The 26008-nt window shown below is 33.4% G+C and carries 27 protein-coding genes, 1 tRNA gene and 3 pseudogenes; 16 read left to right on the forward strand and 15 right to left on the reverse strand.

The genetic code is table 11. The features are described 5' to 3' along the window. Positions 1-664: 664 nt before the first annotated feature. The 4 genes and pseudogenes from JKF54_RS04205 to der form a co-directional block, all read right to left on the reverse strand. Entirely contained in the window at positions 665-1144 is a 480-nt protein-coding gene (locus JKF54_RS04205; RefSeq protein WP_211907670.1) for a disulfide bond formation protein B, read from the reverse strand. Between the two features lie 323 nt (positions 1145-1467). Then, positions 1468-2416, reverse strand: a pseudogene (locus tag JKF54_RS04210) (IS110 family RNA-guided transposase). Between the two features lie 206 nt (positions 2417-2622). Then, positions 2623-3591, reverse strand: coding sequence for a hypothetical protein (locus JKF54_RS06470; RefSeq protein WP_246433118.1), 969 nt, complete (start codon positions 3589-3591; stop codon positions 2623-2625). Positions 3592-3699: 108 nt separating this feature from the next. Further along, positions 3700-5025, reverse strand: a complete 1326-nt coding sequence (der, locus tag JKF54_RS04225; RefSeq protein WP_211907671.1) for a ribosome biogenesis GTPase Der — start codon at positions 5023-5025, stop codon at positions 3700-3702. Between the two features lie 135 nt (positions 5026-5160). Here der and JKF54_RS04230 point away from each other — a divergent pair, with 135 nt between their 5' ends. The 6 genes from JKF54_RS04230 (at position 5161) to JKF54_RS06480 (ending at position 10260) form a co-directional block, all read left to right on the forward strand. Then, a complete protein-coding gene (locus tag JKF54_RS04230; protein ID WP_211907672.1) occupies positions 5161-5985 on the forward strand; it encodes a hypothetical protein in 825 nt (274 codons plus the stop codon). Positions 5986-6109: 124 nt separating this feature from the next. Continuing rightward, the gene (locus tag JKF54_RS04235; protein WP_211907673.1) at positions 6110-7636 is read left to right on the forward strand and encodes an acyl-CoA carboxylase subunit beta; all 1527 of its coding nucleotides are present in this window, start codon (positions 6110-6112) and stop codon (positions 7634-7636) included. Positions 7637-8315: 679 nt separating this feature from the next. Beyond that, positions 8316-8951, forward strand: coding sequence for a M61 family metallopeptidase (locus JKF54_RS06475; protein ID WP_246433119.1), 636 nt, complete (start codon positions 8316-8318; stop codon positions 8949-8951). A 67-nt stretch (positions 8952-9018) separates the two neighbouring features. Further along, a complete protein-coding gene (locus tag JKF54_RS04240; RefSeq protein WP_246433120.1) occupies positions 9019-9543 on the forward strand; it encodes a hypothetical protein in 525 nt (174 codons plus the stop codon). 65 nt (positions 9544-9608) lie between these two features. Further along, complete coding sequence (locus JKF54_RS04245) at positions 9609-9863, forward strand: hypothetical protein (RefSeq protein ID WP_211907674.1); 255 nt, start codon at positions 9609-9611, stop codon at positions 9861-9863. A gap of 223 nt (positions 9864-10086) precedes the next feature. Beyond that, complete coding sequence (locus JKF54_RS06480) at positions 10087-10260, forward strand: hypothetical protein (RefSeq protein ID WP_179943622.1); 174 nt, start codon at positions 10087-10089, stop codon at positions 10258-10260. Positions 10261-10401: 141 nt separating this feature from the next. On the opposite strand, the gene JKF54_RS04255 is transcribed toward JKF54_RS06480, so the two are convergent. Next, positions 10402-10474 (reverse strand) — tRNA-Thr (locus JKF54_RS04255). 19 nt (positions 10475-10493) lie between these two features. On the opposite strand from JKF54_RS04255, the gene JKF54_RS04260 reads away from it, so the two are divergent. The 3 genes from JKF54_RS04260 to pdxH are packed head-to-tail and all read left to right on the forward strand — an operon-like array spanning position 10494 to position 12027. Further along, on the forward strand, positions 10494-10637 hold the full coding sequence (locus JKF54_RS04260) for a hypothetical protein (protein ID WP_164819321.1): 144 nt from the start codon (positions 10494-10496) through the stop codon (positions 10635-10637). After that, on the forward strand, positions 10603-11418 hold the full coding sequence (gene mutM / locus JKF54_RS04265; protein ID WP_029237631.1) for a bifunctional DNA-formamidopyrimidine glycosylase/DNA-(apurinic or apyrimidinic site) lyase: 816 nt from the start codon (positions 10603-10605) through the stop codon (positions 11416-11418). Before JKF54_RS04260 ends, mutM begins: the two co-directional genes overlap by 35 nt. Before the next feature lie 15 nt (positions 11419-11433). Continuing rightward, positions 11434-12027: a pyridoxamine 5'-phosphate oxidase gene (gene pdxH, locus JKF54_RS04270; RefSeq protein ID WP_211907675.1), complete on the forward strand. Its 594-nt coding sequence runs from the start codon at positions 11434-11436 to the stop codon at positions 12025-12027. A gap of 113 nt (positions 12028-12140) precedes the next feature. Here pdxH and JKF54_RS04275 read toward each other — a convergent pair whose 3' ends face one another. From JKF54_RS04275 to trmD, 4 genes are all read right to left on the reverse strand, one after another. Further along, entirely contained in the window at positions 12141-12938 is a 798-nt protein-coding gene (locus JKF54_RS04275) for a phosphoribosylformylglycinamidine synthase subunit PurQ (protein ID WP_211907676.1), read from the reverse strand. After that, positions 12935-14185 (reverse strand): phosphate ABC transporter permease PstA, encoded by a 1251-nt coding sequence (gene pstA / locus JKF54_RS04280; protein WP_211907677.1) that lies wholly within the window; start codon positions 14183-14185, stop codon positions 12935-12937. Before pstA ends, JKF54_RS04275 begins: the two co-directional genes overlap by 4 nt. A gap of 254 nt (positions 14186-14439) precedes the next feature. Continuing rightward, the gene (rplS, locus tag JKF54_RS04285) at positions 14440-14817 is read right to left on the reverse strand and encodes a 50S ribosomal protein L19 (protein ID WP_064085768.1); all 378 of its coding nucleotides are present in this window, start codon (positions 14815-14817) and stop codon (positions 14440-14442) included. Then, positions 14814-15512, reverse strand: coding sequence for a tRNA (guanosine(37)-N1)-methyltransferase TrmD (gene trmD, locus JKF54_RS04290; protein WP_211907678.1), 699 nt, complete (start codon positions 15510-15512; stop codon positions 14814-14816). The genes rplS and trmD overlap by 4 nt, the downstream gene beginning before the upstream one ends. A gap of 65 nt (positions 15513-15577) precedes the next feature. Here trmD and purC point away from each other — a divergent pair, with 65 nt between their 5' ends. Then, entirely contained in the window at positions 15578-16300 is a 723-nt protein-coding gene (gene purC / locus JKF54_RS04295) for a phosphoribosylaminoimidazolesuccinocarboxamide synthase (RefSeq protein ID WP_211907679.1), read from the forward strand. Here the strand turns inward: purC and purM are convergent. Next, a complete protein-coding gene (purM, locus tag JKF54_RS04300; protein ID WP_211907680.1) occupies positions 16297-17334 on the reverse strand; it encodes a phosphoribosylformylglycinamidine cyclo-ligase in 1038 nt (345 codons plus the stop codon). The two genes, purC and purM, sit on opposite strands and share 4 nt — an antisense overlap. A gap of 137 nt (positions 17335-17471) precedes the next feature. Here purM and JKF54_RS04305 point away from each other — a divergent pair, with 137 nt between their 5' ends. From JKF54_RS04305 to virB9, 3 genes are all read left to right on the forward strand, one after another. Next, positions 17472-17747 carry a hypothetical protein gene (locus JKF54_RS04305; protein ID WP_012481935.1) on the forward strand — a complete coding sequence of 92 codons (276 nt, stop codon included), beginning with the start codon at positions 17472-17474 and terminating at the stop codon, positions 17745-17747. After that, positions 17732-18097, forward strand: a complete 366-nt coding sequence (locus tag JKF54_RS04310) for a histidine phosphotransferase family protein (protein WP_125855783.1) — start codon at positions 17732-17734, stop codon at positions 18095-18097. The genes JKF54_RS04305 and JKF54_RS04310 overlap by 16 nt, the downstream gene beginning before the upstream one ends. A gap of 516 nt (positions 18098-18613) precedes the next feature. Beyond that, a complete protein-coding gene (gene virB9 / locus JKF54_RS04315) occupies positions 18614-19399 on the forward strand; it encodes a P-type conjugative transfer protein VirB9 (RefSeq protein ID WP_211907681.1) in 786 nt (261 codons plus the stop codon). 7 nt (positions 19400-19406) lie between these two features. Here virB9 and JKF54_RS04320 read toward each other — a convergent pair whose 3' ends face one another. Then, the gene (locus tag JKF54_RS04320; protein ID WP_211907682.1) at positions 19407-20000 is read right to left on the reverse strand and encodes a ribonuclease HII; all 594 of its coding nucleotides are present in this window, start codon (positions 19998-20000) and stop codon (positions 19407-19409) included. 5 nt (positions 20001-20005) lie between these two features. Next, positions 20006-20986 carry a phospho-N-acetylmuramoyl-pentapeptide-transferase gene (mraY, locus tag JKF54_RS04325; RefSeq protein WP_211907683.1) on the reverse strand — a complete coding sequence of 327 codons (981 nt, stop codon included), beginning with the start codon at positions 20984-20986 and terminating at the stop codon, positions 20006-20008. A gap of 157 nt (positions 20987-21143) precedes the next feature. Between mraY and JKF54_RS04330 the strand changes: the two genes are divergently transcribed. Both JKF54_RS04330 and JKF54_RS04335 read left to right on the forward strand, forming a co-directional pair. After that, positions 21144-22121, forward strand: coding sequence for a hypothetical protein (locus JKF54_RS04330; protein WP_211907684.1), 978 nt, complete (start codon positions 21144-21146; stop codon positions 22119-22121). A gap of 68 nt (positions 22122-22189) precedes the next feature. Further along, positions 22190-22741: a DNA-3-methyladenine glycosylase gene (locus JKF54_RS04335; protein WP_012481934.1), complete on the forward strand. Its 552-nt coding sequence runs from the start codon at positions 22190-22192 to the stop codon at positions 22739-22741. Positions 22742-22956: 215 nt separating this feature from the next. Here JKF54_RS04335 and JKF54_RS06485 read toward each other — a convergent pair. Together JKF54_RS06485 and JKF54_RS04345 are read right to left on the reverse strand one after the other, a co-directional pair. After that, positions 22957-23181: pseudogene (locus JKF54_RS06485) on the reverse strand (helix-turn-helix domain-containing protein); the annotation flags it as partial. A 149-nt stretch (positions 23182-23330) separates the two neighbouring features. After that, entirely contained in the window at positions 23331-24350 is a 1020-nt protein-coding gene (locus JKF54_RS04345; RefSeq protein ID WP_211907685.1) for an Mrp/NBP35 family ATP-binding protein, read from the reverse strand. A gap of 277 nt (positions 24351-24627) precedes the next feature. Here JKF54_RS04345 and JKF54_RS04350 point away from each other — a divergent pair, with 277 nt between their 5' ends. Then, positions 24628-25170 (forward strand): WD_0033/WD_0034 family tandem repeat-containing protein, encoded by a 543-nt coding sequence (locus tag JKF54_RS04350; RefSeq protein ID WP_444875951.1) that lies wholly within the window; start codon positions 24628-24630, stop codon positions 25168-25170. A gap of 202 nt (positions 25171-25372) precedes the next feature. Here the strand turns inward: JKF54_RS04350 and JKF54_RS04355 are convergent. After that, positions 25373-25755 (reverse strand): annotated as a pseudogene (locus JKF54_RS04355) (IS4-like element ISWosp8 family transposase); the annotation flags it as partial. Positions 25756-26008 lie beyond the last annotated feature (253 nt).

Below are 26008 nucleotides of genomic sequence, written 5' to 3' on the forward strand. Positions count from 1 at the left end.
TCAAAAAGATTATATATAACAGATGGAACCCGTATGATCAATGCTCAGGTGCATAGAAGCGGCTTGACAAATCTTCCCACTTTTCTTCTTATACAAATAAGAGTATTTATCCTTATTTTTAATCTCCGCGGGTTTAACAACAAAACTCAGATATTTATTGGCAGATTACATAAAAATTATAGCGGCTGCATGTTTTTTAAATTTTTTCTACTTCAGCCAAAACACGCTTGTTAGCACATTATCAATTTACATTATTAAAACTCGCTATATAGGGATTCTTTTGCCTTTTTTTTACTTAGTAAATTTATTAATATTTATAGCTAAAGCTTCAGGCCAGCACTTGATGCTGAAATCTTTACTACAAATAAGCATATTGAGCACAAAATTATGCTAAAACACAACGTTTTTGGTGAGACTATGGACAAACTGAATCCCAGTATCTGGGCACTGGGATGACAAGAAATAGGCTGCTTGAATAACAACGAAAGGTTATTTGGATGATAGCTACACTTCCAGTGTCAGCTACTCGGATGACAAGAAAGAGGGCACTGACATGCTGAACCATAATGTTCGTACAGCTGTGCAAGAATCAGTGGGTGTGACTTGCCAAATTTTTAAATTACGGACAGCACCAAGTAACGCACAAGTACAGCGTCTATACCAATTATTGTTGTACCTTATTTCTTTCTCCACAATACATTTTACCTGATAAGAATAGAGCTACTATAAGATAAATAAGATTCCATGTTGCTAACGAAACACCAAAGATATAATGAGGTCTGTCACAAGACGGAGAGTAGTTAGGGTTTAATAGATTATTTCTTAGCTCTTCTATGCTAACGTTACCACTTGCTTGCTCTGTACAGCCTAAAACATCATGAAATAAGTGGAGTTCAAGACCTACATGATAAAAAGATATTATTGCACCAATGAGATAGCTGCAAAACATCGCATAGATTAGGATTTTGTTTTCTTTGAACATGTACGCAACTGCAAGTAGACCTGTAACATAGTAAGCTACTCGCTCGTATATACATAACTTACACGGTATCATATTGAAAAAATAGTCTAGCACATATGCAAAAATTAAAGCGACAGCGCTTGATAAGAGAAAAATTATAGAACTGTTATTTACATCTGACATAGTTAATGAATTACTACAATATCTGTGAAGAGTCAACTCTTGTTTGACAACGTTTCATGTAACGATAGAACACTAAGTACTATGTTACCACTTTTACACCCTATACATATGTTCGCCGTTGTATCAACTATGTTTTTTAAAAAATTTTTTATTGTGTAATTTTGCAACTTGATCCAATCATGTAGGTAATAAAAATCCATTCGTCATAGGAATAGAATTTTATGTCAAACAGCTATTGCCTGCTTAAGCCAATGAATATGTGAACAAGCACTTTAAGTTTGTGTGGACGCACAATATTCATTTCAATTACTGCTATGTAAATTTTAAACATTCAAATTAATTGCCTCTTTAAGCCTTGCATTAGCAATTACTATAATTTTACGCATTAGAGCTGTTATAGCTACCATCTTCTTCTTACCACTTTCAACAAGCTTAGAATAAAAGGTGCCAAGTGCAGATTTGGACCTTGCAGCAGACATGGCAGATGTAAAGAGCTTTGAACGAACATTACTTCTACCTCCTATAATCCTTCGGTAACCAACAGTTTTACCACTTTCCCTAGGATGAGGTGCTACTCCGGCAAGACTTGCTACTTCTTTTCTACTTAAGTAGCCAAGCTCTGGCATTAAACACAAAAAATCTTGTGATAACTTTTTGCCTATTCCAGGAACTGTTTTAAGGATTTTTTGACGTTGTTGTAGCTCATGGCTTTCATCAATAATTTTTTGTATAGTGTCATTGAGTTCGTTTATTTGATTATTGAAAAATTCAATGGTCTTCTGGCAACTTTCCTTTATATGGTCATTTTCAGGAGCTTCCAGTCTACACTTTTCCTGAGCTCTCATTTGCGTAATGTCATCACGACGTTGACAAAGTGCAACCAGGGTTGATTGTTCTTTTGATTGTAGGTACAAATAGAGAGAGAGTTCTATGGCGTTCAAATCCATATTGAGCAAGAGCCCTCGCATCTGATTTATCAGACTTTGCTACAGTTCCGTGAGACAAGATAAAGCTTTTTACTTTACGAGTATTAGCTCGATGTACTGCAATATTCTTGTCAATAAGAAAATGTGACAAACCAAGCTCATATTTTCCTGTGTTTTCCAAAGTTACTAAAGAATTAGGTAGAATATCTGAAAACTTTTGAAATAATTGTTGCCAAACATCAGAATCATTGTCAAATTTGACAGCGTTCTTCTGTTTGTGAATTGCAACGACATTTTTAAATTTTCCGATATCAATGCCAATAAAATTTTGATAAGATGTAACCATAACAAACCTCGATAGTTTTAGTTAATTTAAGATTGTAAACGGGTGCATATATATGTCCCAAGCAACTATTCAAACGTATCGAGAGATGGGCTAGTGTACCTTGATTTAAACGGTTGTAGTACCAATATTCTTCCGGTCGCACACGCCCATGATAGTCCTATTCCTATAGTGAGTAGGGCTATCTTATCCTCTTTTATATCACATTTTCAACTTACAATTGGTTCAGTAATCAGCCCTTTCATATCAGTTGCAACTCTAGTATCACTATCTATTTTTGCAATTTCTTCTTTGGTATACAATTCATCCTTGTTTTTCGTCCAGCTATTGTCATATTGAATATCAACTTCTCCTCCATTGGTTTTGAAGCCGAATATTTCTTCTATAACTGATTTTTTGTCAAATGAGTATTCATTAGAAAGACTGTGACATATTATAACATCTGTAATTGTGTAAACATAAGATGGTGCTGATCTAAGCATAGGATAATATGTTTTAAATCTTCTCTTAACTTCATTATAAATTTCCGTAATCTTTATTCTACCAGCATCACTTACAGCAATGATAGCGTTCTCAATATCTATCATACCGCTGTAGCTGTGGCCTGTTCCTTCATTTTCAGCAAGTAGAAAGCCCTGTTTAGCATGAATCTCACCAATTTTCTTGTCTTCTGTAGGTAAGATATCAAAATCAAAATAAATCATAGGAGACTTCAGTGCCAACAACATAAATATACGCATGCTGTCTATCTCAACACCAAAAGATAATCTTTCATCTTCTGGAATAGAGTATAGATCTCTAAAATATTGAGACACCTTGTATAAAGGACATTTAGATTTTTCAATTTGCCACATTTTTTGTAAATGAAAGCTAAACTCATATTCCCCTAAATCCAGCTCATTAAAATCTATAAGTTCTATATTTTTGTTTGTGTTAAATTTTCTGTTTGATATTTTATTCTCCAACTCTTTACGTTGCATAGGAGTAAAACCAGATCCATTTATTACTAATTTCACTACACGTGTACTTTCCCTCTTTGCCCATTCGCTCAATCTCTCCACGTATTTTTCTGGGATTAGATATCCATATTTTCGGGGAAGCCACTGAAACACTAAGGGTGTATCAACCGTGAAAGTATGTGGAGATCCAGGCCTTAAATCTTGTCCTTTATAATTCATAGCAAAAGTACTAAATAAGTTAATACTTTGCTATATAATATTAATTTATCAACTACTTATTTAAGTAATATTATTTATTTATTAAAAATATTACTTAAATAAGATTACCTACTTTACATAGGGATTTTTGTTCTTTTTCAAAAGTAATCTGACTGGTACGCCTTCAACAAAGAAGTTTTTTCTAAGACCATTAGTCAAATAACGTTTATAACTCTCATCAACACTTTCCGGGACGTTGCATACCAAAGAAAAAGCTGGAGGTTTGGTGCCAATTTGAACAATATACTTCATTTTAATTGCTCTACCTTTTATAAGTGGGTGAGAATGTTTTTCCACAGCATCTATTAGCCAATTATTCAGTTTTGCAGTGCTGATCTTCTTGTTTAAGGATTCACTCACTTCAAGACACTTATCTATCACATCACCACAGCGCATACCTTTCAATGCAGAAATTGTTACAGTTGGCACTTCCAAAAATAACCGAGTCACTTCCTGTTGTTTGACAAATTTTATTAACTTACTTCTGTCATCCTTACCTATTAAATCCCACTTATTTAAAACGATGATAATTCCCTTCCCCCCTTTAATTGCAGCTTCAGCAATTGATAAATCCTGCTGCTCAACGCCAAGCAAGGAATCTAGCATTAAAATCACTACATGAGAGCGCTTTATTGACTCTATACTTTTTTCAACAAATCTTGATTCTAAGTTATCAACAACATTTGCCTTTCTGCGGATTCCCGCAGTATCGATGAGAGTGATTAATTTCCCATTATGGTCGTATGAAATATCCACAGAGTCACGCGTGGTACCAGGTTTTGAGCTTACTATTAGTCTATTTTCTGCAAGTAAACTGTTTAAAAAAGTTGATTTTCCAACGTTTGGGCGACCGATGATTGCAATCCTCAGTCTAATGGACTCACTTTCAGGCAGCTCAGTTTTTTTGTTAAAATCTTCAATAACACCAGCTAATACATCATAAAGATCAATCATACCAAGATTATGTTCGGCTGAGATGTACACCGGACCTATGAAGTTGAAGAACTGCAAATGATCAACATTTTCCGATTTATGACTTTCGCATTTGTTTGCTATTAGTATTACAGGTTTGTTCGTTTTTCTCTTCAGCCACTTTGCAAACTCTTTGTTCTGCTCATTTTGCACTTTTGCATCAACAAGAAAAAAAATTACATCTGCGCTTAATAAAGAAAACTCTATTTGTTCAATAACTTGTAGTGAAAAACTGGTTTGGTCATTCCATCCTCCTGTATCTATAACTTTAAACTCTAAATCACTAATTCTTCCAATTCCTTCACGCCTATCTCTCGTTACTCCTGGAATGTCACTAACTACCGCTGCTTTTCTTCTTACTAGCCTATTAAATAGAGTTGACTTGCCTGCATTTGGAAGGCCTATTATGACTATTTTCAGCATAGTTTAAGAGCGTATTTTATACATAGTAAATTATAATCAAAATTTTTTAGTTTAACTATTGACTTGATAGATTATATACCTATCCTAAAATTAGGATATTTTATCTTAAGTTTATTATGTAGAATTGGAGGCGCTATGCATAATGCAAATGAAACTTTAATAATGAATTTCGATCAAGTTGCTCAATTAACTCCTCAAATTTATAAATTAGGGACACCTTATAACAACAGGACACGTATATATAACTATATAATTTTAGCTAAAGCATTGGAGAATCTCAATGATCCATCCCGGTCACATGCAAATAAGGAGCTTTTTTTGAGTGACAATGATGAAGAAACTAAGAAATTTCTGAGTGTAATTCGAAAAGGAATTGCTGAATATACAGGTAATGATTCTATAGATGTGAGGTTGAGAGGAAAAGAAGATAAATCATTTACTGCATGGGTATCGTTAAAAGAAGGCAGAGGTGAGTTAAAATTTGATAACTCATTTTCTGGTAAAGCCTTAAAGGATAGTAATCCAAAAATTGGAGCTTTTACATTGGTATCTCCAGAAGATAAAAGGTTGGTGCGTGTTTCACAAAGTGATGATGGTGTAAGGCTTTATCAAATACTAAATGAGTCTTGTATAATTAAATTTAACTGGAAAGTGGGTGATAGAGATTGCAGTATTGCTTTAAATATTAGTGAAAATGGTAACGTATTTTGTACTGATTTAAGTGATAATATAAGTCCTGAGGACTTCGAGGAAAACAAAGCTGTAAAAATAAAAATTGGCTATTATGAGAATAAGAAGATGGATAAATATAATGACATGACTCTAGCAAAATTGGTCTCATTGGCTTCAAACTTACAAGGAATTGAAAGAGAAGTTATAACAATTAATCCATCAACAGGTGTAACAAGTGCAAGTGTACAGAATGTTAGTGAGTCTCAGCATTCTCAGAATATTAAATAGAAATTGCTAGCGCATTAATTATCGTACACATACACCGTTGCATGCAGCAACGGTGTATGTGTATAATCAATAGGATTTGTAAGCTCAATAAAGTTTACAACCAATTTGAAAGTTATTTTACTACATGCAAGACTCTGAAATACTAGAAACTCTAAAGATCAAAACATTAGAAGCCGAAAAAGGAGGAGGTCCTGATAGAGTTAACAAGCAACATGAAAAAGGAAAGCTAACCGCTAGAGAAAGGTTGAGTATATTGCTCGATGAAAATTCATTTCAAGAGTATGATAAGTTTGTGAAGCATCACGCAACTGATTTTGGCATGCAAAATGCTGATTTTTTAGGTGATGGAGTTGTAATTGGCCATGGTACTATTTATGGCAGAAAAGTTTTTGTTTATTCTCAGGATTTCACTGTCTTTGGTGGATCACTTGGTGCATCACATGCAAAAAAAATATGCAAAATTATGGATATGGCAATTAATGCCAGGATTCCAATTATCGGACTAAACGATTCTGGTGGAGCCAGAATCCAAGAAGGAGTAAATTCCCTTGCTGGTTACGGAGAAATTTTTCAAAGGAATGTAAATGCATCAGGCGTTATACCACAAATCTCTCTAATCATGGGCCCATGTGCTGGCGGTGCAGTTTACTCTCCAGCGCTAACCGATTTTATTTTCATGGTAAAAAATAGCTCATACATGTTTATAACCGGACCAGATGTAGTAAAAAAGGTTACATACGAAAACGTAAGCCACGAAGATCTCGGTGGAGCAAAAATTCATACGAGCAAAACAGGAGTAACAGATTTTGCATTCAATAATGAAGTTGAAATGCTACTAGAAATGCGAAAATTCTTCACCTTTTTGCCAGCAAATAATCAAGAGTTGCCAAAAACTGTACCGATCTGCGACTTAATTGATGATGTTGATGAATCTTTGAACACTCTAGTTCCTAGTAATCCTAATACTCCTTATGATATGTATGAACTCATTGAAAAGGTGTGTGATGAAAGGAAATTTTTTGAACTAAAACCCGATTTTGCTCGTAACATCATAATTGGCTTTGGCAGAATTGGAGGAAATACTATTGGTGTTGTTGCAAATCAACCTATGCACCTTGCAGGATGCTTGGATATTGACTCTTCAAGAAAAGCTGCAAGGTTTGTAAGATTTTGTGACGCATTTAACATTCCCATCATCACACTTATTGATGTTCCAGGGTTTTTACCTGGCACGAATCAAGAATACAATAATATAATACAACACGGAGCGAAACTGCTTTACGCTTACGCTGAAGCGACCGTGCCGAAAATTAGCCTTATCACTAGAAAAGCGTATGGTGGTGCATATATTGTTATGAACTCAAAGCATTTAAAAGGTGATATAAATTATGCTTGGCCAACCGCTGAGATAGCTGTAATGGGCCCTGAAAGTGCAGTTGAAATTATATTTAGGCATGAAAAAGACCAGCAAACGTTAATCAAAGAATATAAAGAGAAATTTGCTAATCCATTTTTTGCTGCATCACATGGATACATTGATGACATTATAGTGCCAAGTAAAACAAGGCATCACTTTCACAAAGCATTAGAGCTACTTAAAAACAAGAAAGTAGAAAGAATATGGAAGAAGCATGATAATCTTCCTTTGTAACTTTCCTCTCAGTCTTTATTGTAAGGTCTACAGTGCCGTTACACCAAGACTAGCGCTTGGATTACCAATAACGCTAACTTTTGGGTTCTTTTTTCTACAATATATTCTTACCTTAGCTAAAATTTACTTCCGCGTGTTTTAAATCTGATTATAATTACAATTAGAGATATTTTTAGAGCTCAAAAATTTATCTTTGTCTGCAGACTTTTTTTATTAAACAATCGAACTCATACAAAAATGTAGCGTATCCTCTTCAGCGTATGTGGGTGCATACACACATACTTAATTTCTGTCGTATGTGCACTGCATTTTTTTCTAATCTTTTTTTCATAGGGGGATTTTATGTTCAGAATTCCAGATACTTGACCTTTACTTTAGCTAATAAAAACCAACTGGTACCTGCGGTTTTTATAGCCTCAAAATTTCAATCAAAATTCAACTATCATTCAAAGAAACTTATAGTTATTCTTAGTGTTATTACTATAGTAACAGCGCTATGATGATAAGAATATGGAATCCTTTATAACTTTCTTCTCAGTCTTTATTATAAGGTGTTCAATAATATGGGAAGAGTAAAGTTTTAAAGAGATAATTAAAATTATCCTTATCACCTACTTAGCAATAAATTATATTTGCTTAATCGTAATTACTTACACTTCTTCAATGTCCTGTTTTATTTATGGCAAACATTAAGCTTAAAAATGTACACAGTCTATTAAATTATATTATTTGTTTTTTCCTTATATACGTTCAGTATATGCATTCTGCTATTGCTTTAGATAACTCTTCATCACATTTAAAAAACTTACCTGATTTTTTACCTTTTAGAAAACCTTTTGATAATATAGAAAAAATTATTAGAACTGACAATTTTAGAAGTTTTGATCTTGATAAAAGAAATAAGCTTTATACCAATGCTCATAATAGTATCAGTCTTGTAAATATTATTAATAAAATTATCTTAGCTCAAGATAACTTATTCATACTAGAAAGTAAGCCGTATAATATAGTACTTGTTGATAATCCCAATCTTAGTAGAACTACAGGTGCTGCAGGAAAGGACTATGTAATTATTGAGGGAAGCTTAAAAAAAAATATCAAAGATTATACTAGAGTGATATCACATGAATTAATTCACAGATATATAGGACATATAATAGAGCAAGATAACGATAAGAAAAATGAAATAAAATATAAGTGGTTTTTTGAAGGATTTACGGAATTTTATGGAGTGAAAACCTTACTTGACACGAAACTTATTAATAAAGATGAATATTTAGAAATAATTAATACTATTTTAAAAAAAATATTTTAACTCCTTAGTACTTGATATTAATTTTGAAAAGGTAGGCAAAAAACATTTACTTGATAAAAACATAAGCATGTTGAGCTATAACAGAGGTTTTATTCTTGCAATGATAATTGATGAGAAATTAAATGAGATTAGTAATGGAGAATATAACTTATTAAATGTTATAAATAGAATAATAAATGAAGCGACTTCAAAGCAAGTTAATTTTAATGTTGACTTATTTGCAAGTCATTTAAAACATTACTTATCAGAGTCCTTTATAAAAGATATCATAGCCTCTATAGGAGATTCTAGCATACTTCTCAGTTTATTACCCAGTAGATTACTGAATAAAAATTTAACTTTCCAAGATACTGATAAGTATAGTGATATATGCTTTAACTTAACCAGAAGTCTAGAGCTACAAAAGATACGTGGGGTTAAATTAGGTAGTGATTGCCATAATATGAGACTCAAGGATGGTCAAGAACTAAAATGCTATAGTATTGATCTTAATAGTGGTAATATTAAGTTAAAAGTCCTTGAAAACAAGATACCGAAAGTTATACATTTGAAAGCAAATAAAATGACGAGTAGCATTCCAATATATAAATAGCTCAAATAAACTCTTGACAAAAGCTATAGTAAACCTAAACTTTGCTATTTTAAAGCAAAGTAATTATGGTAAATGACAAAGAAAAACAAGTGGATTTATTATTAGAGCGTCTTAGCGTTAATATTGGTCAAGTTAGTAGTAGTATTATACTTAAAAGAATAGAGAAGCTTTCAGATAATTTTCATGGTAGAAATAATCACAGTAGCCATTGTCAGTTTGATAGAGATGGTGGAGGGCATGGTAATATATGCTGGGCAGATAAGATAAAAGAAGACCTGACTGAGAACTATCATAAAAAGGATAGAGAAATTTCTATATAACTTTTCATTAGAGCTATTTTACGGTAATTATTCAAGAGTTGAGGGATTTGGCAAGAGAAGCCCTTTTGTATTACCGTTAATATGTGTTTCCAATAATGGTAATCTCGGCCCACTAGATGATTTGAGAACATGTGTCCCTCATAAGTTTGTTGAATATAACATAAGCAATACTAGTTGGGCTAAGTTCTTATCAGATAAATTTTTTAATAACTTTTTGAGTGATATGGAAAACAGGCCTGACGATTGTAAGCAGTGTTGTTATGAAAATATTTGTGGTGGGGGAAGTTATGGTAACAGGTTTAACCCTGCCAACGTAAGTTTTAATAATCCTTCAGTATATTGTGAGGGATTTTTGGCAAAGGATTATACAATTTCTTTTAATGCATGGATTTTCTAAAGAAAAATTACGGCAGGTATTATTGAATAGTAATACTGAAAAAGCAGCTTAATGGTAGTGTATAAAAGGTATTTACTAGATGTTTTTCTATAATCTAATTAGCATCTAGAGGATTGACTTTATGAATATCGTCCTCTAAACTGCCGTTACCAAGATTCGAACTTGGGACCTCGTCATTACCAATGACGTACTCTACCACCTGAGCTACAACGGCAAGTTCACGTATTATGATAATGAATAACATGAAAAAAAATAAGGAAAAAGAAGAAGAGAGAAAAAGATTGGCAAAAGCTTTAAAGCAAAATATTCTAAAAAGAAAAAAACAGCAGCAGAGTAGACAAGATGCCAGAACTCCCAGAAGTGGAAGTAATCTCTAACTTCTTATTTGATAAAATCAAAAATAAGAAAATAAGCAATGTGACAGTCAATAATTGTAATTTGCGTGTACCAATAACGAAGAATATTGATGATTTGCTAAAGGGCAAAGTTATAAATGATATCAAGCGTAGAGGTAAATATATAATCTCGAATATAGATGCTAGTATGGCTGTAATCATACACCTTGGCATGAGCGGAAAGCTTATATATGCTGAAGACAATCAAGCACAGAACAAACATGATCATGTGATATTCTTATTTTCTGACAACACTTCACTAATCTTTAATGACCCAAGAAGGTTTGGATTAGTGATTGTTTTAAACAGAGAGCAAGAACTAAATTTTTTTAATAACCTAGGAATAGAACCCCTCACAGATGAATTTGACGGACATTATTTACAGAAGTTGCTAAAGAACAGAAAAGCAAATATCAAATCAGTATTAATGAATAATAAGCTAATAGTTGGCGTAGGTAACATATATGCTTCTGAGAGCTTATTTAGAGCTCGCATATCACCACTTAGGCTAGCACAAGATTTAACATATATAGAGTGCGAAAAACTTGCTATCGAAATAAAAAATACTCTGAGTGATGCAATTGCTGCTGGTGGTTCAACACTGAAAGATTATGCACAACCATCTGGATCTGCTGGATACTTTCAAAATAACTTTTACGTATATGGTAAAGTGCAAAAACCTTGCAGAATCTGCAACAATATCATAACACTTATACGACAAAATGGTCGTAGCACTTATTTTTGCAATGCATGTCAGAATTAAATTTTATTTTTGCATATGACACTCTCACCTGAAAAAGATCCTTTTGATTTGTTTTCAAAGTGGTATCAAGAAGTACTTAATTCTCCGTGTAAAGAGCCAACTGCAATGACGCTAGCAACGTGTAGCAAAGACTGCATTCCATCTGCAAGAGTGGTATTACTAAAGGAATATAGTAAAGAAGGTTTTGTGTTCTTTACTAACGTAAACAGTAGAAAAGGAAAAGAATTGACTGAGAACCCCAAAGCTGCACTCGTATTTCATTGGACAGAATTTTCTAGACAAGTACGAATTGAAGGAGAAGTTATGCTTCTAAGCGGCAAAAAGGCTGACGAATATTTCTCTTCTCGAGCACGTGATAGTCAAATTAGCGCGTGGTGCTCAAAACAATCAAGAGTTCTGAAAAATTGGCAAGATTTTGAGCAGGCTATAGAATTGAAAGAGAAAGAATTTCACAATACACAAGTTTCTCGTCCTGACTTTTGGGTGGGATTTTGCGTAATCCCAAAGGTAATTGAATTTTGGCAAGAAGGTGAATATAGGAGACACACTAGATTTAGATATACTCTTGTTGAGAAAAGCACTTGGAAAGTGGAGCAATTATATCCCTAACGTTAGAGAAAGCTACTCTGCAGATCAAAGATAAGGATTTATTGTCATAACAGGACCTGATCAAGTAACTTTTTATGGCTTAAAAACTTGTTGTATGTAACGTATTGTAATACTTACGCAAAATATTTTAGTGCATTCTCAAATATGAGCATTCCATTACCATATTTTGGCATAGCCACTCCTGAACGTTTACATTTTTCTTTTTCAAGAGGCCAGTTATCCTGCTGAGTAAAAAATATTCCTCTCTCTGGGTGAGGCATTAAAGCTAAAACTCTACCACTTTTGTCTGACAAAGCTGCCAGGTCGTATATAGATCCGTTTGGATTGTAAGGAAATTGTAAATTTGCATAGTCACCATTTTCATCAACGTAACGCAGTGCAACGGAATTATTTTCAATCAATTGATTTAAAATATCTTGATCCATAAAAAACCTGCCTTCTCCATGAGCAACAGGAAGATATAGCTCACTCAGGCCCCGTAGCCAAACAGAACTACTCTGCGGATTAACTCTCACTCTAATCCAACGACATTGGTAATTACCTATATCATTAGAGGTTAAAGCTAGATTAGAGAATTCTGGAACTAATTTTACTAATATCTGGCAACCATTACATATCCCTATAATAAGCTTATCCTGAGATAAGAAATTTTGAAATTCGTCTAACAAGTTGTTTTTTATACGCAAAGCAAATGCATTACCAGCGCCAGTATCATCACCATAGGAAAAACCTCCTGGAATTGCAAGTATATTACTTAATTTCAGTTCACTTGGATTATCTATAATATCATTAATGTGAACGATTTTTACTTCAATATTATTAATACCAAGCTTTCTGCTGCATTCCATAAATGCAAATGCAGTTTCTTTTTCGCAATTTAAGCCATAACCAGATAGGATTGTAATTTTCATGAATCAAAAAACTCGAACTTTCTTTTTACAAAATTTGCTATTAAATTCAAAGCAAATAGCATTAACAATAAAGCTATAATTGCAATGGCAGCAAGCTCAATAAATGCAATTTCAGGACTACTTGACCATATGTATATTTGTACAGGTAAAACAGTTGCCGGATCGAAGAAGGATGTAGGTGTATCAGCAATAAATGCTACCATGCCTATCATAAGTAAAGGGGAGGATTCGCCTAAAATCCTTGCAATTGCAAGCACTGCACCATGTATTATCCGTGGCAACGCAATCGGTAAAGAGTGATCCAATATCACCTTGATGTGAGGTGCACCTAGCGCAAACGCTGCATCTTTTATTGTAATAGGAACGTTTGTAAAGGCATTTTTTGTTGCAATAATAATATTAGGCAGCATCATAAATGAAAGAGTCATCCCGCCAACAAGCGGTGAAGAACGGGGTAAACCAAATATGCCCAAGTAGAGAGTCAGTCCTACCACACCAAATATTATCGAAGGCACTGCAGCAAGGTTATTCATGCTAATTTCTACAATACTGGTTATTAGCCTATTTCTAGGCATAAATTCATAAAGACAGATACCTGACATAATTCCTATTGGCAATGCCAACGCTAAACATACTATAATTGTCATTAATGAACCGATAAATGCCCCTAAAATCCCTGCATTCTCAGGCTCACGAGAATCAGACTTAAGAAACAGAGACTTATTAAAAAATTTTCTTACTCTTCCCTTCTCTTTTAACCAATCAAGTAATTTAGCATAATGATCATTCAAACATTTATTTTTATATAGTGAATTGATCACACTCGATGCGGTAAACCAGATCTCATATTCACCACTATCTTTCACTTTCTTACGAAAAAATTTCTCTAGTTCTTTGTAAGAATTACGACTTAAAATTTCGTCACTGTCTTTAAAATCAGTTTCTTTAAACACCTTACGTAAAGAATCGTTGAGTAAGCCAATGGACTTATACCGCAAATCACTAGGATTATTTGTTAAAGTAAGATCAGCATTTATTTCAACTGGCAATAAAATTTTCGTTACTGTTAAAGCACTATAAGAGTTAACTAATATACTTAGTAATATACATATAGGACACCCAACTGAGACAATCAGTGATGTAAAAGAGCAAAAGCATAAAATGCTGTTCTTTTTATTTTTTCTTTTTACACGAGCATGTACGCGCTTAGATTGAAGTAACTTAAGGAAGTTTTTCTTTATACTCATTTACTTTTCTTTATATGAGGATTTGAAAAAACTTTCCCCTTTTTCCAGTGCTTGACACTGAGATCTAGCAGGCTTTGCCTGCAAATAATTTTTATATTTCTCATGAAAGCACAAACCAAAAGGAGAATCTGGATCCCAGTGTCAAACATTGGGATGACACCACAGCGGGAGGCAAACGTACAGTTGTGCGTCACACACTGGGATAATAAGAGAGAGTTTTGAGATGATACAATTGACATCACTCCCTATTGTATCTACTTAGATTTTTTTTTAACATAAGTAGTACGTTCTTTGATCCTTGCAGCTTTTCCAAATAGCTTGCACAGATAATATAATTTTGCTCTACGGACCTTTCCCTTTCTTATCACTTGTACTGAAATTAATGCAGGAGAGTAAACAAAAAATTGTGATACTATACTTTCTCCATGACTTACTTTTCTAACTGAAAAAGAAGAGTGTAATCCACGATTTCTTTTTGATATACATACGCCCTCAAATATCTGTATACGCTCACCCGTACTATCAACTACCTTAAAAGTGACCTTCAAATCATCGCCAGGACAAAAAGCTGGCATCTCTTTGGCTAATCTTTGTATTTGTTGTTCGTTAAATTTTTCAAGTAAGTTTGTCATTTATCATCTCCATTCAACAATTCAGGTCGACGTTCCTTTGTTCTAACATATGACTGTTCCCTTCTCCAATCACTTATTTTTCTGTGATTGCCAGACAACAGAACCTCAGGAACTTTGTACCTACTCCACTGCTCAGGCCTAGTATATTGAGGATATTCAAGCATACCACCACTATAACTAAAACTTTCTTCAGCAACGCTATCGAAATTATTTACTACACCTGGAAGAAGCCTAATACATGCATCAAGAACCACCATTGCAGCTGGCTCACCTCCCGAAAGTATATAATCTCCAATACTTAACTCATAAGGAGTATACACATCAATTACTCTTTGGTCAACACCTTCAAATCGACCACACAATATTGTTACATGAGGAATTTCTGTTAGCTCCTTTGCAATGCTCTGATTAAATTTTGTACCAGATGGAGTCATATAAATAAATCTAGTATTTTTATGAGCAGAAAGCACATTATCAACTGCATTACCAATCACATCTGGGCGCATAACCATCCCTGCTCCACCTCCATATGGAACATCATCCACAGTTGAATGTTTATCTTTTGCAAAAGAACGAATATTTATTACTTCAAGGTTCCATATTTTTTTTTCTAACGCTTTTCCGGCAAGAGAATAGTTCAAAAACCCGGGGAACATTTCTGGAAATATGGTTAACACTGTAACACTAAACGTCATTAGCAAATTTGTAGTAAACTAAGCAGCAATTTGATATTATCTTATAGTATACAGCTAAATTAATCATGTTACCGAATAAAATCATTTACGAAGGTAAAGCAAAATCCATTATAGCAACTGAAGACTCGTTAAATGTCATACAGCACTTTAAAGATGATGTTACAGCGTTCAACAAGGAAAAATATGAAATTATTGAGGGCAAAGGAATAATTAATAATCATGTTAGTGCTTTTATCATGGAAAAGCTTGAAGAAGCAGGAATTAGCACGCACTTTATAAACACTCTAAACGAAAGAGAACAGCTAGTCAAAAAACTCAAGATAATACCTCTTGAGATAGTGGTTAGAAACATTGCAGCTGGCAGCTTTTGCAAACGTTTTAATATCAAAGAAGGTGAGACACTTACATCTCCTATAATCGAGTTTTTTTACAAAAATGATGACCTAGCCGACCCAATGGTGAATGAAAATCACATACTATATTTTGGTTGGTTATCCCATAAAGAAATGGAAGAAGTTAAAACTACAACTTTAAAGATCAACAAAATCTTAGTCGACCTATTTTCAAATGCAAATATATATTTAGTTGATCTCAAGTTAGAATTTGGTAAATTGATAAACAACAGCACTAAAATCATTTTAGCCGATGAAATCAGCCCTGATAATTGTAGGCTATGGGATAAAAATACGCATAAAAAGCTAGACAAAGATGTTTTCCGTTTAAATCTAGGAAACTTAAAGGAAGCATACTCAGAAGTTGCAAAAAGACTGTCAGTAAAGTTAGACTAACTAAATACTACTCTATCAAGTGGAGGGTTACATGCCTCATCAAGTTTTCCAATAATCTCAATTTTTTCTCCACGCTTTTGGAAATGACTTTCCACATCCTTCATATTCTCGGGATCTACAATCAGTACTATACCTATGCCGCAATTAAATGTTTTTAACATTTCTCTCTTTTCTATTTTGCCTTCTTCTTTCAGCCATAAAAATATATCTGGCCATTTCCAAGAATTAATATTTATGTCTACAAATAAATTTCCTGAGAGAATTCTTGGAATATTGTCTATTAACCCGCCACCTGTTATATGCGCAATGCCTTTTACCTTTAGCATAATAGGCAACAAAGAATCAACATATATCTTTGTTGGCTTAAGTAATATTTCACCCCAAGATTTATTATTCCATGGAGATATATCATTATAATTTATACCTAAGCTTTTAAAAATATGGCGCACCAAAGAAAATCCATTTGAGTGAATTCCATTTGATTCTAAACCAACTACACAGTCACCTGCTTTCATTATACTACAGTTTGGAAGAATTTGCTTTCGATCAACAACACCAACCACAAACCCTGCAAGGTCATAGTGATTGTTACCATACATTCCAGGCATTTCTGCAGTTTCTCCACCAACTAATGCTATTTTAGATTCCTTGCACCCTTCTGCAATGCCCTGGATTACAGACAATAAAACGTTTTTGTTTAAAACGCCTGTTGCAAAGTAATCAAGGAAAAATAAAGGTGTTGCTCCTTGTGCAAGTAAATCATTTACACACATTGCAACTAAGTCTATACCTATAGTATCATGCTTATTCACCTCTTGAGCTATTAATAGTTTTGTGCCCACTCCATCAGTTGAGGAAACAAGTACTGGATGGTCGTATTTCTTACTCAGCGAAGAAAAGTCAAACAATGCGGAAAATGATCCTACTTCACTAATTACTTCTTCTCCTTTAGTCTTTTCAATAATAGGTTTAACTTTTTTTATTAGTTCGTTATATAGTTTAAGGTCTATTCCAGATTTAGCATAAGTATTCATAACGCCTTCATAAATCTTATAATTATTAATACTACATTAATGCTGTGACACAAAAAGCGCAACGAAACTTTCTCTTAAATTGACTACTACGTGCCTACCAATATAGGGTTAACTTAAATCATTTATACTTTTATCCAATGAATAAAAACATAATGTTAATAACAGAATGCCTATCAGGACGAATTCTTCATGATTTTGCTAGTTCTATGCAAGGAATAGTGGGTGGATTGGAAGAGCTTGAAGAAAACAACCCTAATATGCAAAACGAAGCATTGTCATTGCTTAAAGAAAGCTCCGATGATTTAATATATAAATACAAAGTTATGAAGCAAGCGTATTCTCATTCATCAGATAATTGCAGCTTTGTTAAGACTAAATCCAATATAGAAAATTATTTATTAAAAAAAAAGTAAAGCTTCAGTGGAGAGTAAGTGAATGTCCTACAGAAAACTTAATTGAAAAAATAAATAAGATAATTTCCAATATGGTGATAACTATAATCAGTGCAGTGGCACAAATTGAATTAGTGTCTATTTTACTGACTAAAACAGAAGATAAAACACTACTCACTATAAAAGTAGTAAATGAACATAAATCAATAAGTACATTATTAGTGAGCAAATTAACAAAAAAAAATGATATTCGTTTGGATACAAAAGACATTATTATCTATATGACTTCTTTACTGTTAGAACAGTATAACACTAAAATCAATTGCACTTGTGAAAGTAATTCACTGAATATAGGCTTAACTATAACTTGAGATGGCTTCATATTTCATAAAAAGGAATCGATACTATAAATTTGAATCTTGGATAAGGAAAGGAAAAATTTTGTGGAGTAACTTAGACATAAAATCTGTAGTTAATTTGCAGGAAGTGTTAAATAAACCATACGCGTCAAGTTAAGGAAATATCGTGAAATATAGCAACATTTGAGATGGGCATTTTATTTGTTACATTTATTTTTTTAGGGAGTTCTTATCTAGAATAATCTATAAATTAATAACTTTATTACTTAATATATAAAATAGTTTTTTTTCGTTTCCTTTCTTCCTTATACCACTTTTCCTTAACTTGACGCGTATGGTTTATTTAACACTCCCTAATTTACCTCACAACTCATTTTAACATATATGAAAATAATGTTTAAAGAATTTTTTCCTGCAGTAATGAATTATTATGAAGCTTGCATTTTCTGTCGCTTACTACTGGGATAGTTTGATAGTTGCAGTACATGTCTATCAATGATAAAATAAAGATCAGTTTATTTTGATACTATGATTAGGGTACTCTTTGTTGCACTATTATTTTTTTGTAGTGGTTATGCACTTGCAAAACAGGAACCAAGACCAATAGCTGGTGATAATCACATAAAGGTAATGAATTATAATCCACAGGCTATACATAAGTACACGGGCTTTTATGGTTATCAATCCAGCATATTGTTTGAGCCAGGGGAGGTAATAGAGAGTCTTTCAATGGGTGATGCAACCGGTTGGCAACTCCTTCCTCAAGGTAATAGATTATTTATTAAGCCTATAGATGATATTGCCGATACTAATGCAACTATAATTACCAATAAAAGAGTTTATTATTTCGAATTTCATGCTGAAGAAGCAAACGGGCTAGATGATCCAAGGTTAGCATATGAAGTAAGGTTTCTTTATCCACTGTTCAACAGTGATGAAATTTATTCAACGAGTAACGGTGATATTCTAGAGCAAGCTAGTTATACCACTATCCCTGATATAAGTGATATTGAGGTTATAAAGAAAGGCTTGAATTTTAACTATTCCATATCGCACGTTAAAGGCAGTCAATCAATAATACCAATTAAGGTTTTTGATGACGGAAAATTTACATATCTACAATTTAATAAAATAAACTCTGATTTCCCGGCAGTTTTTATGGTTGATTCTGCAGGATATGAGTCCTTGATAAATTTTCGTACAGTTGATGACTATCTGATAATTGAAAGAGTAAACTCGGTATTTACCTTAAGAAACGGATCAAGTACAGTCTGCCTGTTTAATGAAAACATACCTTTCAAAAAAGGTAAGTGATTAAAGGCTATAGTATTCTTATAGGTGCAAAATTCTTTCTATGGTGCTTCGTAATTCCATGAAGGCCAATAGCGCTGAGGTGTTCTTTTGTTCCATATCCTTTATTTTTATACCAATTATATTGAGGATGTTTATTATGCAATTCTTCCATAAGTCGATCTCTTGTAACTTTTGCAACGATTGAAGCGGCTGCAATTGATATACTTAAACTATCACCATTCACTACAGACTTTGTTTGCCATTTCACTTCAAGTGGTTGGTTACCATCAACTAACACATAATCTAGTTCTAAATCTAAATTTACCAGCGCACGTTTCATTGAAAGCTTTGTTGCTTGCAAGATATTGTATGAGTCTATTTCCTCTACACTTGCCATTCCTATACCAAATTTTGCAACAGACGTTATTTTTTCGTATAGAACTTGCCTACACTTAGGGGTTAGCTTTTTTGAGTCGTTTATTCCATCAATAACCGTATCTCTATCAGTAAATATTACAGCTGCAGATATCACTGGACCGGCAAGCGGACCTCTTCCAACTTCATCTACTCCTGCTATAATTCCTGATAATGTATTTTCTAATGTGAAATCTGGATATTTCATAGTTCCTATAATAAGAAAGTTAAAGCAAAAATCGAACAAACGATAGAAATTATCCAAAATTTTATAACTATTGTATTTTCTGACCACCCTTTCTTTTCAAAGTGATGATGTATTGGTGTCATAAGGAAAATTCTTCTTCCTGCTCCATATCTAAATTTTGTATATTTAAAATATGATATCTGAATAATCACAGATAAAGTCTCTATTACAAAGATTATTCCAATAACGGCAAAAAGCATTTCTTTTTTAATTAGAACACTAGTGAGTCCTAAAGCTGCACCGATTGATAGGCTTCCAACATCACCCATAAATATTTTTGCTGGATGTGTGTTAAACCACAAGAAACTTAAAATAGCTCCTATAAATGCAATGCAGAATAAAGTAATGTTTACATCTGCCTGAGTTATGTATGCAATTAGCCCCAAAAAAGCAAAGGAAGTAATGGCTTGAGTTGCAGCAAGGCCATCTAGGCCATCTGTAAGATTCACAGCATTAGAAGAGCCGACAATTACAAATGCAGCAAACGGAAGATATAGATAGCCAAGGTCGATTGCTACTTCTCTAAATAGAGAAATTTTTGTAAAACCTTCAGCAGATTGTAGCTTAAGTATAAACATACAGACCAGAGTAACGACAAACTGAATAAGTATTTTGGTTTTTGCACTTAAACCTCGGTGGTGATTTGTCTTCAATTTTAAATAGTCATCAATAAATCCAAGTAGAGCAAAAAATAGAGTTATAAATACCAGCAATGAAATTTCTGGTGTTAATTGAGTCCAAAGCAGGATTGGTAATAAAGCAGAAGTTAGTATTATTACTCCACCCATAGGTGGTATATTCTTTTTTGTTATTAAATGACTTTCTGGTCCATATGATCTGATTGGTTGTCCATCTTTACTTATCTTTTTTAGAAGTTTTATAAAATAGGGAAAGAGAATAAACCCAAAAATAAATGAGATAAAAAACGTCTTTGTAGCTGAGGTCACCTGCCTATTCAAAATTAACTAGATATTATACCAAAAGCTTTACCTAATCTCAATTTATACCTTTTTATCAGCTCATTTTATTTGGAGTAAATTTAGTTATTGATTAGTTATAGCAAAGTTTGCATACTGACATTTAGTTAATGGTAAGAGGTGGCATATGTTAGATTATATTAAAAAGCTTTTGTGGGCTACTACAGTACCTGATAATGAGAGTAGAGTTAAAAATTCTTACACGCATATAGTAGAGAAACCTTCTTTTGGTGATGCAGCTTCAAAGTTGAGTAAGGAAGAAAGGTCAGAAGAGCATCTTGTTCTTCTAAAAGGTAAAAGCAATAGCTCTGGTACAACTGTAACAGAAGGATCGTCTAGTATTCAGAATGCAGTATCAGGCAAGAACAAGCGTGGATATATCAAATTAGACAGTGATGAAGAATGGGATAAATTCTTTGATTTACAGAATGATCCTTTCACTAATACTACAAACAAAGAACCTTTTTCTCCGAAGAAAGGAGAATCTCACTATCATGGTAAAGAGATTGTAGGCAAGATTGCTGACCAAATTAAGGCAGAGATATCGAAGGTATATACCATAGAGTCCATAATGATAAAAGAAGGCAAAAGGGAAGGTAATATTGTTTACCCCACCGTGAGAGTTGTGCTACATGCCAATAAAGAAGGAGTAGATATAGCTAAACTTCTAGGCGGTAGTATATGTAAAGAGTATGGTGTAAGAACAATTACATTTTGTCATCCTAATCAAGAAAAAAAGAGAGGGGCATGTTGCTATATTAATAATGATAGTGATAATGAGGAAAGAGTTTATGAAATAATTAGTGGGTTATATGAAATGACTTTAAAGTGGTATGTTGATGAAAGAGAATGCAAAATTAAAGTTAACATTGATGGTAAGAATGGTGTAACTCTCCTTGAAGGCGACGGTGTTACTGCAGAGCAGTTGCGTGCAAATAAAGAAGTCAAAATAGGTAAGAGACGTGAGCCAAAATCTTTATATGAAGAGTTAGTACCGCAATTGCAACAAAAGAGCTCTGAATCAGTCAAGGTTTTACAGCAGCCTTCAACAGATGTAACAAATGTGACAACAACACCAACTTCTACTTCTCAGAGATGCTCTTGACTAAATAAATAAGAAAAAGCAAAAATAGTATAACTTGCTTACAAATGTAAGTAACTTGTACTTCTATGATGAATAACACAATATTACCAAGAAATTTCTATGAACGGCCAACTTTAACCGTAGCTGGGGAGCTGCTAGGGAAGATGCTGAAATTTTCTAATTTTAGTGGAATAATAACTGAAGTTGAAGCGTATATAGGAATGGATGACCCAGCTTGTCATGCAGCAAGAGGCTATACTAATCGAACCTCAGTAATGTTTGGTACGCCAGGGTTTTCGTACGTATATTTTATATATGGAATGTACTATTGTCTAAATATTGTAACAGAAGCAGAAGGATTCCCAGCAGCAGTGTTAATACGAGGATTAAAGCTCACTGAACCGCTTGAAGCAAATTTAGGCGGGCCAGGCATACTGTGCAAAAAATTAAACATTACAAAAGAACATAATAAACAAGACCTTACTATAAGTCATGAATTTTGTCTCTATGAATATCACCTCAAACCAGATTATGTGTGCACTCCAAGAATCGGAATTAGTAAAGGCAAGGAGAAATTTTGGCGATTTAAAAGTTGCGTTTTAGCAGACATGCCTAAAATCACACTCAACAATAAATATTAGACCTCCTGCATAAACTAGATAAAAAGGCAAATAGCCTTTTATGTTTACCAACAATAGACTTCTTGGATAACCTAAGGATATTTTTTGATCTTCTATGGGGGAGTTGAACATTCCCTTTTATAAAACTTTTGCATACTCCTATTTAACTTTAATAGCTCTTTATCTTCCTGAAATCTCAATGTTTTATCAATGCATCTTCTATTCAGCCGTTAGCAAGAACTTTCACTTATTCCATAGCTTTGCGCTATATGGAAATATGTACGGTATTTACACAAATATTCGAGTGCTATTAATAAATATATTTGTTTTTCCTCCTCTTGCCTTTTTCTTGGCCTCTTCCTCTATTAAAATTTCTATTATTTTTCCAATGTTTTTCTTTTTACTCCTCTTAGTCTTCGAAGCTTCTCTTCATCAAGTTTACTTACCTGCTCAAAATTTATACCTTCCCTAATATTGCTTCTACTACTTGTTTCTTAAGTTATCCAAGAAGTCTATTGTCTGCTCAGATACGAGGTAGCTGCTGCCATTTGAAATATTTTATTCACCTAAAATTACATTCTACCTATTTTAAAAGTAGTTTAAAAAAACTTTATAGACTGCATACAAAAGACCTAACATCTTTAGCAATGCCTTCATAAATCCTTACTAAATCCTCACTTAGTATTGAAGGATTTCCACAATCAGAAGCACTACATATTTGCGGATCTAGAGGAACTCTGCTCAAGAGTTTGACTCCCAGCTCTTCAGACATTTTTTTTGCACCACCTTTTCCAAATATGTGTATTTTTGAATTATCTTGAACAAAATAGCTCATATTTTCCACAATGCCGATAATTGGCACGCTGAGCTTTGTGAACATATCATAAATTTTTTGTGCATCGACTAAAGCAAGCTCCTGTGGAGTTGAAACTATTATTGCTCCAGTTAAACTAAAATTCTCCATCAGACTTAAATGTACATCGCCAGTGCCAGGTGGTGTATCAATGATTAAATATTCTATATCAGACCACCTTGTTCCCATTAGCAAATTGTAAAGTGCTTTTGTGATCATAGGTCCACGCCATATTGCTGCGCGGTCCTTATCAATAAAATAGCCAATTGAAATAGTATAGAGACCATGTTTCTCTATAGGCATTGCTTTACCACTCTGTATTTCTGGTTTCAATTTCTCAGTGCCCAACATTTTAGGAATCGAAGGACCATATATATCTGCATCAACTAGCGCAACTTTATGTTTTGATTCTGCTAACGAAAGAGCTAGATTTAGTGCAACTGTCGACTTACCCACACCTCCCTTACCAGAAGCAACGACAATTATATTTTTCACTCCTTCGATATGAAGTTTAGCTTTTTGTTGCCTAGCTTGTTTTTGACCAGTAGCAACTACAGTAACCTTTCCTACTCCCGGTATCGCCTTAACAGCTTGCTCACAATTTTTTCTTAATTCTTCATTTGGCTCAGTAACTTCAAGAGCAAAAGCAACATCTTTACCTTTAATAATAATTGAGGATACTACACCAACATTCTTACCACTTTTCTTCTCTATAACCTTTTTTAGGCTCTCTCTTACGGTTTCCTCATTAACCTGTGTAAATTTTTTCCAGAACATATGATGAAATTTTTTCTATTGGTGTATACTAACATAGAATAATTAAACTGCACTGACTTTAAAACGAGGTTACAAGAATATGCTAAATCATCAAAATTTAACACGAAAACAAAAAGATTTGTATTTTCAGCTAAAAAGATCCATATGGAATGGAAGGAGCATCAGCGATATCTTGGAAGCAGTTTCAGGAAATGATTTACTAAAAGTTCTTATCACTTGATATACTACACGATTTCCAACAGGTGGAGGACGCACTTTAACACTGCTTAGCCTAGCTATACATAGAGACAATAATGAATGTGTTAATTCTATTTTAGAACAAGCTCAAAACAGTGGTATACTACAAGATATTCTTACTGCTCCAAATATTATAAATTATCAAGATGGTTTGATGTACAACTTAACATCGCTTGGCTTTGCCATACATTACAACAAGGAAAGATATGTTGATGTTATTTTAACAAAAGCCCAGGAAAATGGTATATTACAAGATATCCTTGCTTCTAGAAATATTGTACAGTATTTAAATATTATAGCGTATACTTTAACGCCACTTAACTTTGCTATATATAAAGGCAATAACAAGTGTATCAATTCTATTTTTATACGAGCTCAAAATAGTGATACACTGCGAAATATCCTTACTTCTAAAGATATTGTGCAGCTTACAGGAGTGACGTATGTCATTAAACCACTTGCCTTTGCTATGTATAAAGGTAATAATAAATGTGTCGATTCTATTTTAACACGAGTTCAAAATAGTGCTATGCTACAAGATACACTTACTGCAGTAAGTACTGTACTGTTTCTATATGGTTAATATACTTTGAATGCTTTTAAGCTAGCTGTAGTTGTTAATGAGAACAATGCTAGTATTAGAACTGCATTAGATAATGTATCTATTTCTTCTAGGTATGTTAGAGAAAATAGCAAAGTTAGTTAATTTCTTAAGTAACTCTTTCTTGCAAGTACTACTTTTTTATGTATCTGTTCAGACAATGGCGTTAACTTAAGAGAATAAATTAGCAAGCTCTCCTAAAGGCATGATGGCGTTTAGGCTTATCTACTTTATTGCAGCTATACAATCTTCACGTTAACTTTAGTGCGTATACTTAAAAAGGGCTTGGAAATTTTTTGGTTCCAACAAGCACCTGATAAAGTTTCTGTCTCATTACACCAAATAAAACTGAAAAATTTAAACGATACTCAGCAATTTGATCTGGGTTCCAAGGCTCTTGTGCATCACACATATGAAGTATTGCACATGACCAAGTTTGCACAAAATTCTTGTTTCTAAATTTATCCCAGAAAAATTCTCTAATTCTCCTTCTACTTTGAGTCGTTTATAGCACTCCTCTATGTGACACCTTAACAGATAAGCTTTACTGATATCTTCTTTATTGAAATAAAATAGAAACCAAAGGTCCTATTTTTTACAGTATTTTACTCCTTAACATCTTTCCTTAAGTTGACGCCATTGGGCTCTATCTACGATGGATAAAAGATAAAAATGTAGAATATCAATAGCTTATTATTCTAGCATTTATAGTAAGGACAGTCAGTAAATATCTAAATTTAAGTAAAAGAAGTTTTACTATCATTCACTAATCTAGCTAGAATTCAAGAATTTCAATGCTTTAGCTATTTTAAGTAGAATT

This window comes from Wolbachia endosymbiont of Spodoptera picta (assembly GCF_018141665.1).
Lineage (GTDB): Bacteria > Pseudomonadota > Alphaproteobacteria > Rickettsiales > Anaplasmataceae > Wolbachia.

Bases quoted from the DNA above. Each gene is read 5' to 3' on its own strand.
- JKF54_RS04205 (WP_211907670.1), bottom strand. From the start codon at position 1,144: ATGTCAGATGTAAATAACAGTTCTATAATTTTTCTCTTATCAAGCGCT.
- JKF54_RS06470 (WP_246433118.1), bottom strand. From the start codon at position 3,591: ATGAATTATAAAGGACAAGATTTAAGGCCTGGATCTCCACATACTTTC.
- der (WP_211907671.1), bottom strand. From the start codon at position 5,025: ATGCTGAAAATAGTCATAATAGGCCTTCCAAATGCAGGCAAGTCAACT.
- JKF54_RS04230 (WP_211907672.1), top strand. From the start codon at position 5,161: ATGCATAATGCAAATGAAACTTTAATAATGAATTTCGATCAAGTTGCT.
- JKF54_RS04235 (WP_211907673.1), top strand. From the start codon at position 6,110: ATGCAAGACTCTGAAATACTAGAAACTCTAAAGATCAAAACATTAGAA.
- JKF54_RS06475 (WP_246433119.1), top strand. From the start codon at position 8,316: ATGGCAAACATTAAGCTTAAAAATGTACACAGTCTATTAAATTATATT.
- JKF54_RS04240 (WP_246433120.1), top strand. From the start codon at position 9,019: ATGTTGAGCTATAACAGAGGTTTTATTCTTGCAATGATAATTGATGAG.
- JKF54_RS04245 (WP_211907674.1), top strand. From the start codon at position 9,609: ATGGTAAATGACAAAGAAAAACAAGTGGATTTATTATTAGAGCGTCTT.
- JKF54_RS06480 (WP_179943622.1), top strand. From the start codon at position 10,087: ATGGAAAACAGGCCTGACGATTGTAAGCAGTGTTGTTATGAAAATATT.
- JKF54_RS04260 (WP_164819321.1), top strand. From the start codon at position 10,494: ATGAATAACATGAAAAAAAATAAGGAAAAAGAAGAAGAGAGAAAAAGA.
- mutM (WP_029237631.1), top strand. From the start codon at position 10,603: ATGCCAGAACTCCCAGAAGTGGAAGTAATCTCTAACTTCTTATTTGAT.
- pdxH (WP_211907675.1), top strand. From the start codon at position 11,434: ATGACACTCTCACCTGAAAAAGATCCTTTTGATTTGTTTTCAAAGTGG.
- JKF54_RS04275 (WP_211907676.1), bottom strand. From the start codon at position 12,938: ATGAAAATTACAATCCTATCTGGTTATGGCTTAAATTGCGAAAAAGAA.
- pstA (WP_211907677.1), bottom strand. From the start codon at position 14,185: ATGAGTATAAAGAAAAACTTCCTTAAGTTACTTCAATCTAAGCGCGTA.
- rplS (WP_064085768.1), bottom strand. From the start codon at position 14,817: ATGACAAACTTACTTGAAAAATTTAACGAACAACAAATACAAAGATTA.
- trmD (WP_211907678.1), bottom strand. From the start codon at position 15,512: ATGACGTTTAGTGTTACAGTGTTAACCATATTTCCAGAAATGTTCCCC.
- purC (WP_211907679.1), top strand. From the start codon at position 15,578: ATGTTACCGAATAAAATCATTTACGAAGGTAAAGCAAAATCCATTATA.
- purM (WP_211907680.1), bottom strand. From the start codon at position 17,334: ATGAATACTTATGCTAAATCTGGAATAGACCTTAAACTATATAACGAA.
- JKF54_RS04305 (WP_012481935.1), top strand. From the start codon at position 17,472: ATGAATAAAAACATAATGTTAATAACAGAATGCCTATCAGGACGAATT.
- virB9 (WP_211907681.1), top strand. From the start codon at position 18,614: ATGATTAGGGTACTCTTTGTTGCACTATTATTTTTTTGTAGTGGTTAT.
- JKF54_RS04320 (WP_211907682.1), bottom strand. From the start codon at position 20,000: ATGAAATATCCAGATTTCACATTAGAAAATACATTATCAGGAATTATA.
- JKF54_RS04330 (WP_211907684.1), top strand. From the start codon at position 21,144: ATGTTAGATTATATTAAAAAGCTTTTGTGGGCTACTACAGTACCTGAT.
- JKF54_RS04335 (WP_012481934.1), top strand. From the start codon at position 22,190: ATGAATAACACAATATTACCAAGAAATTTCTATGAACGGCCAACTTTA.
- JKF54_RS04345 (WP_211907685.1), bottom strand. From the start codon at position 24,350: ATGTTCTGGAAAAAATTTACACAGGTTAATGAGGAAACCGTAAGAGAG.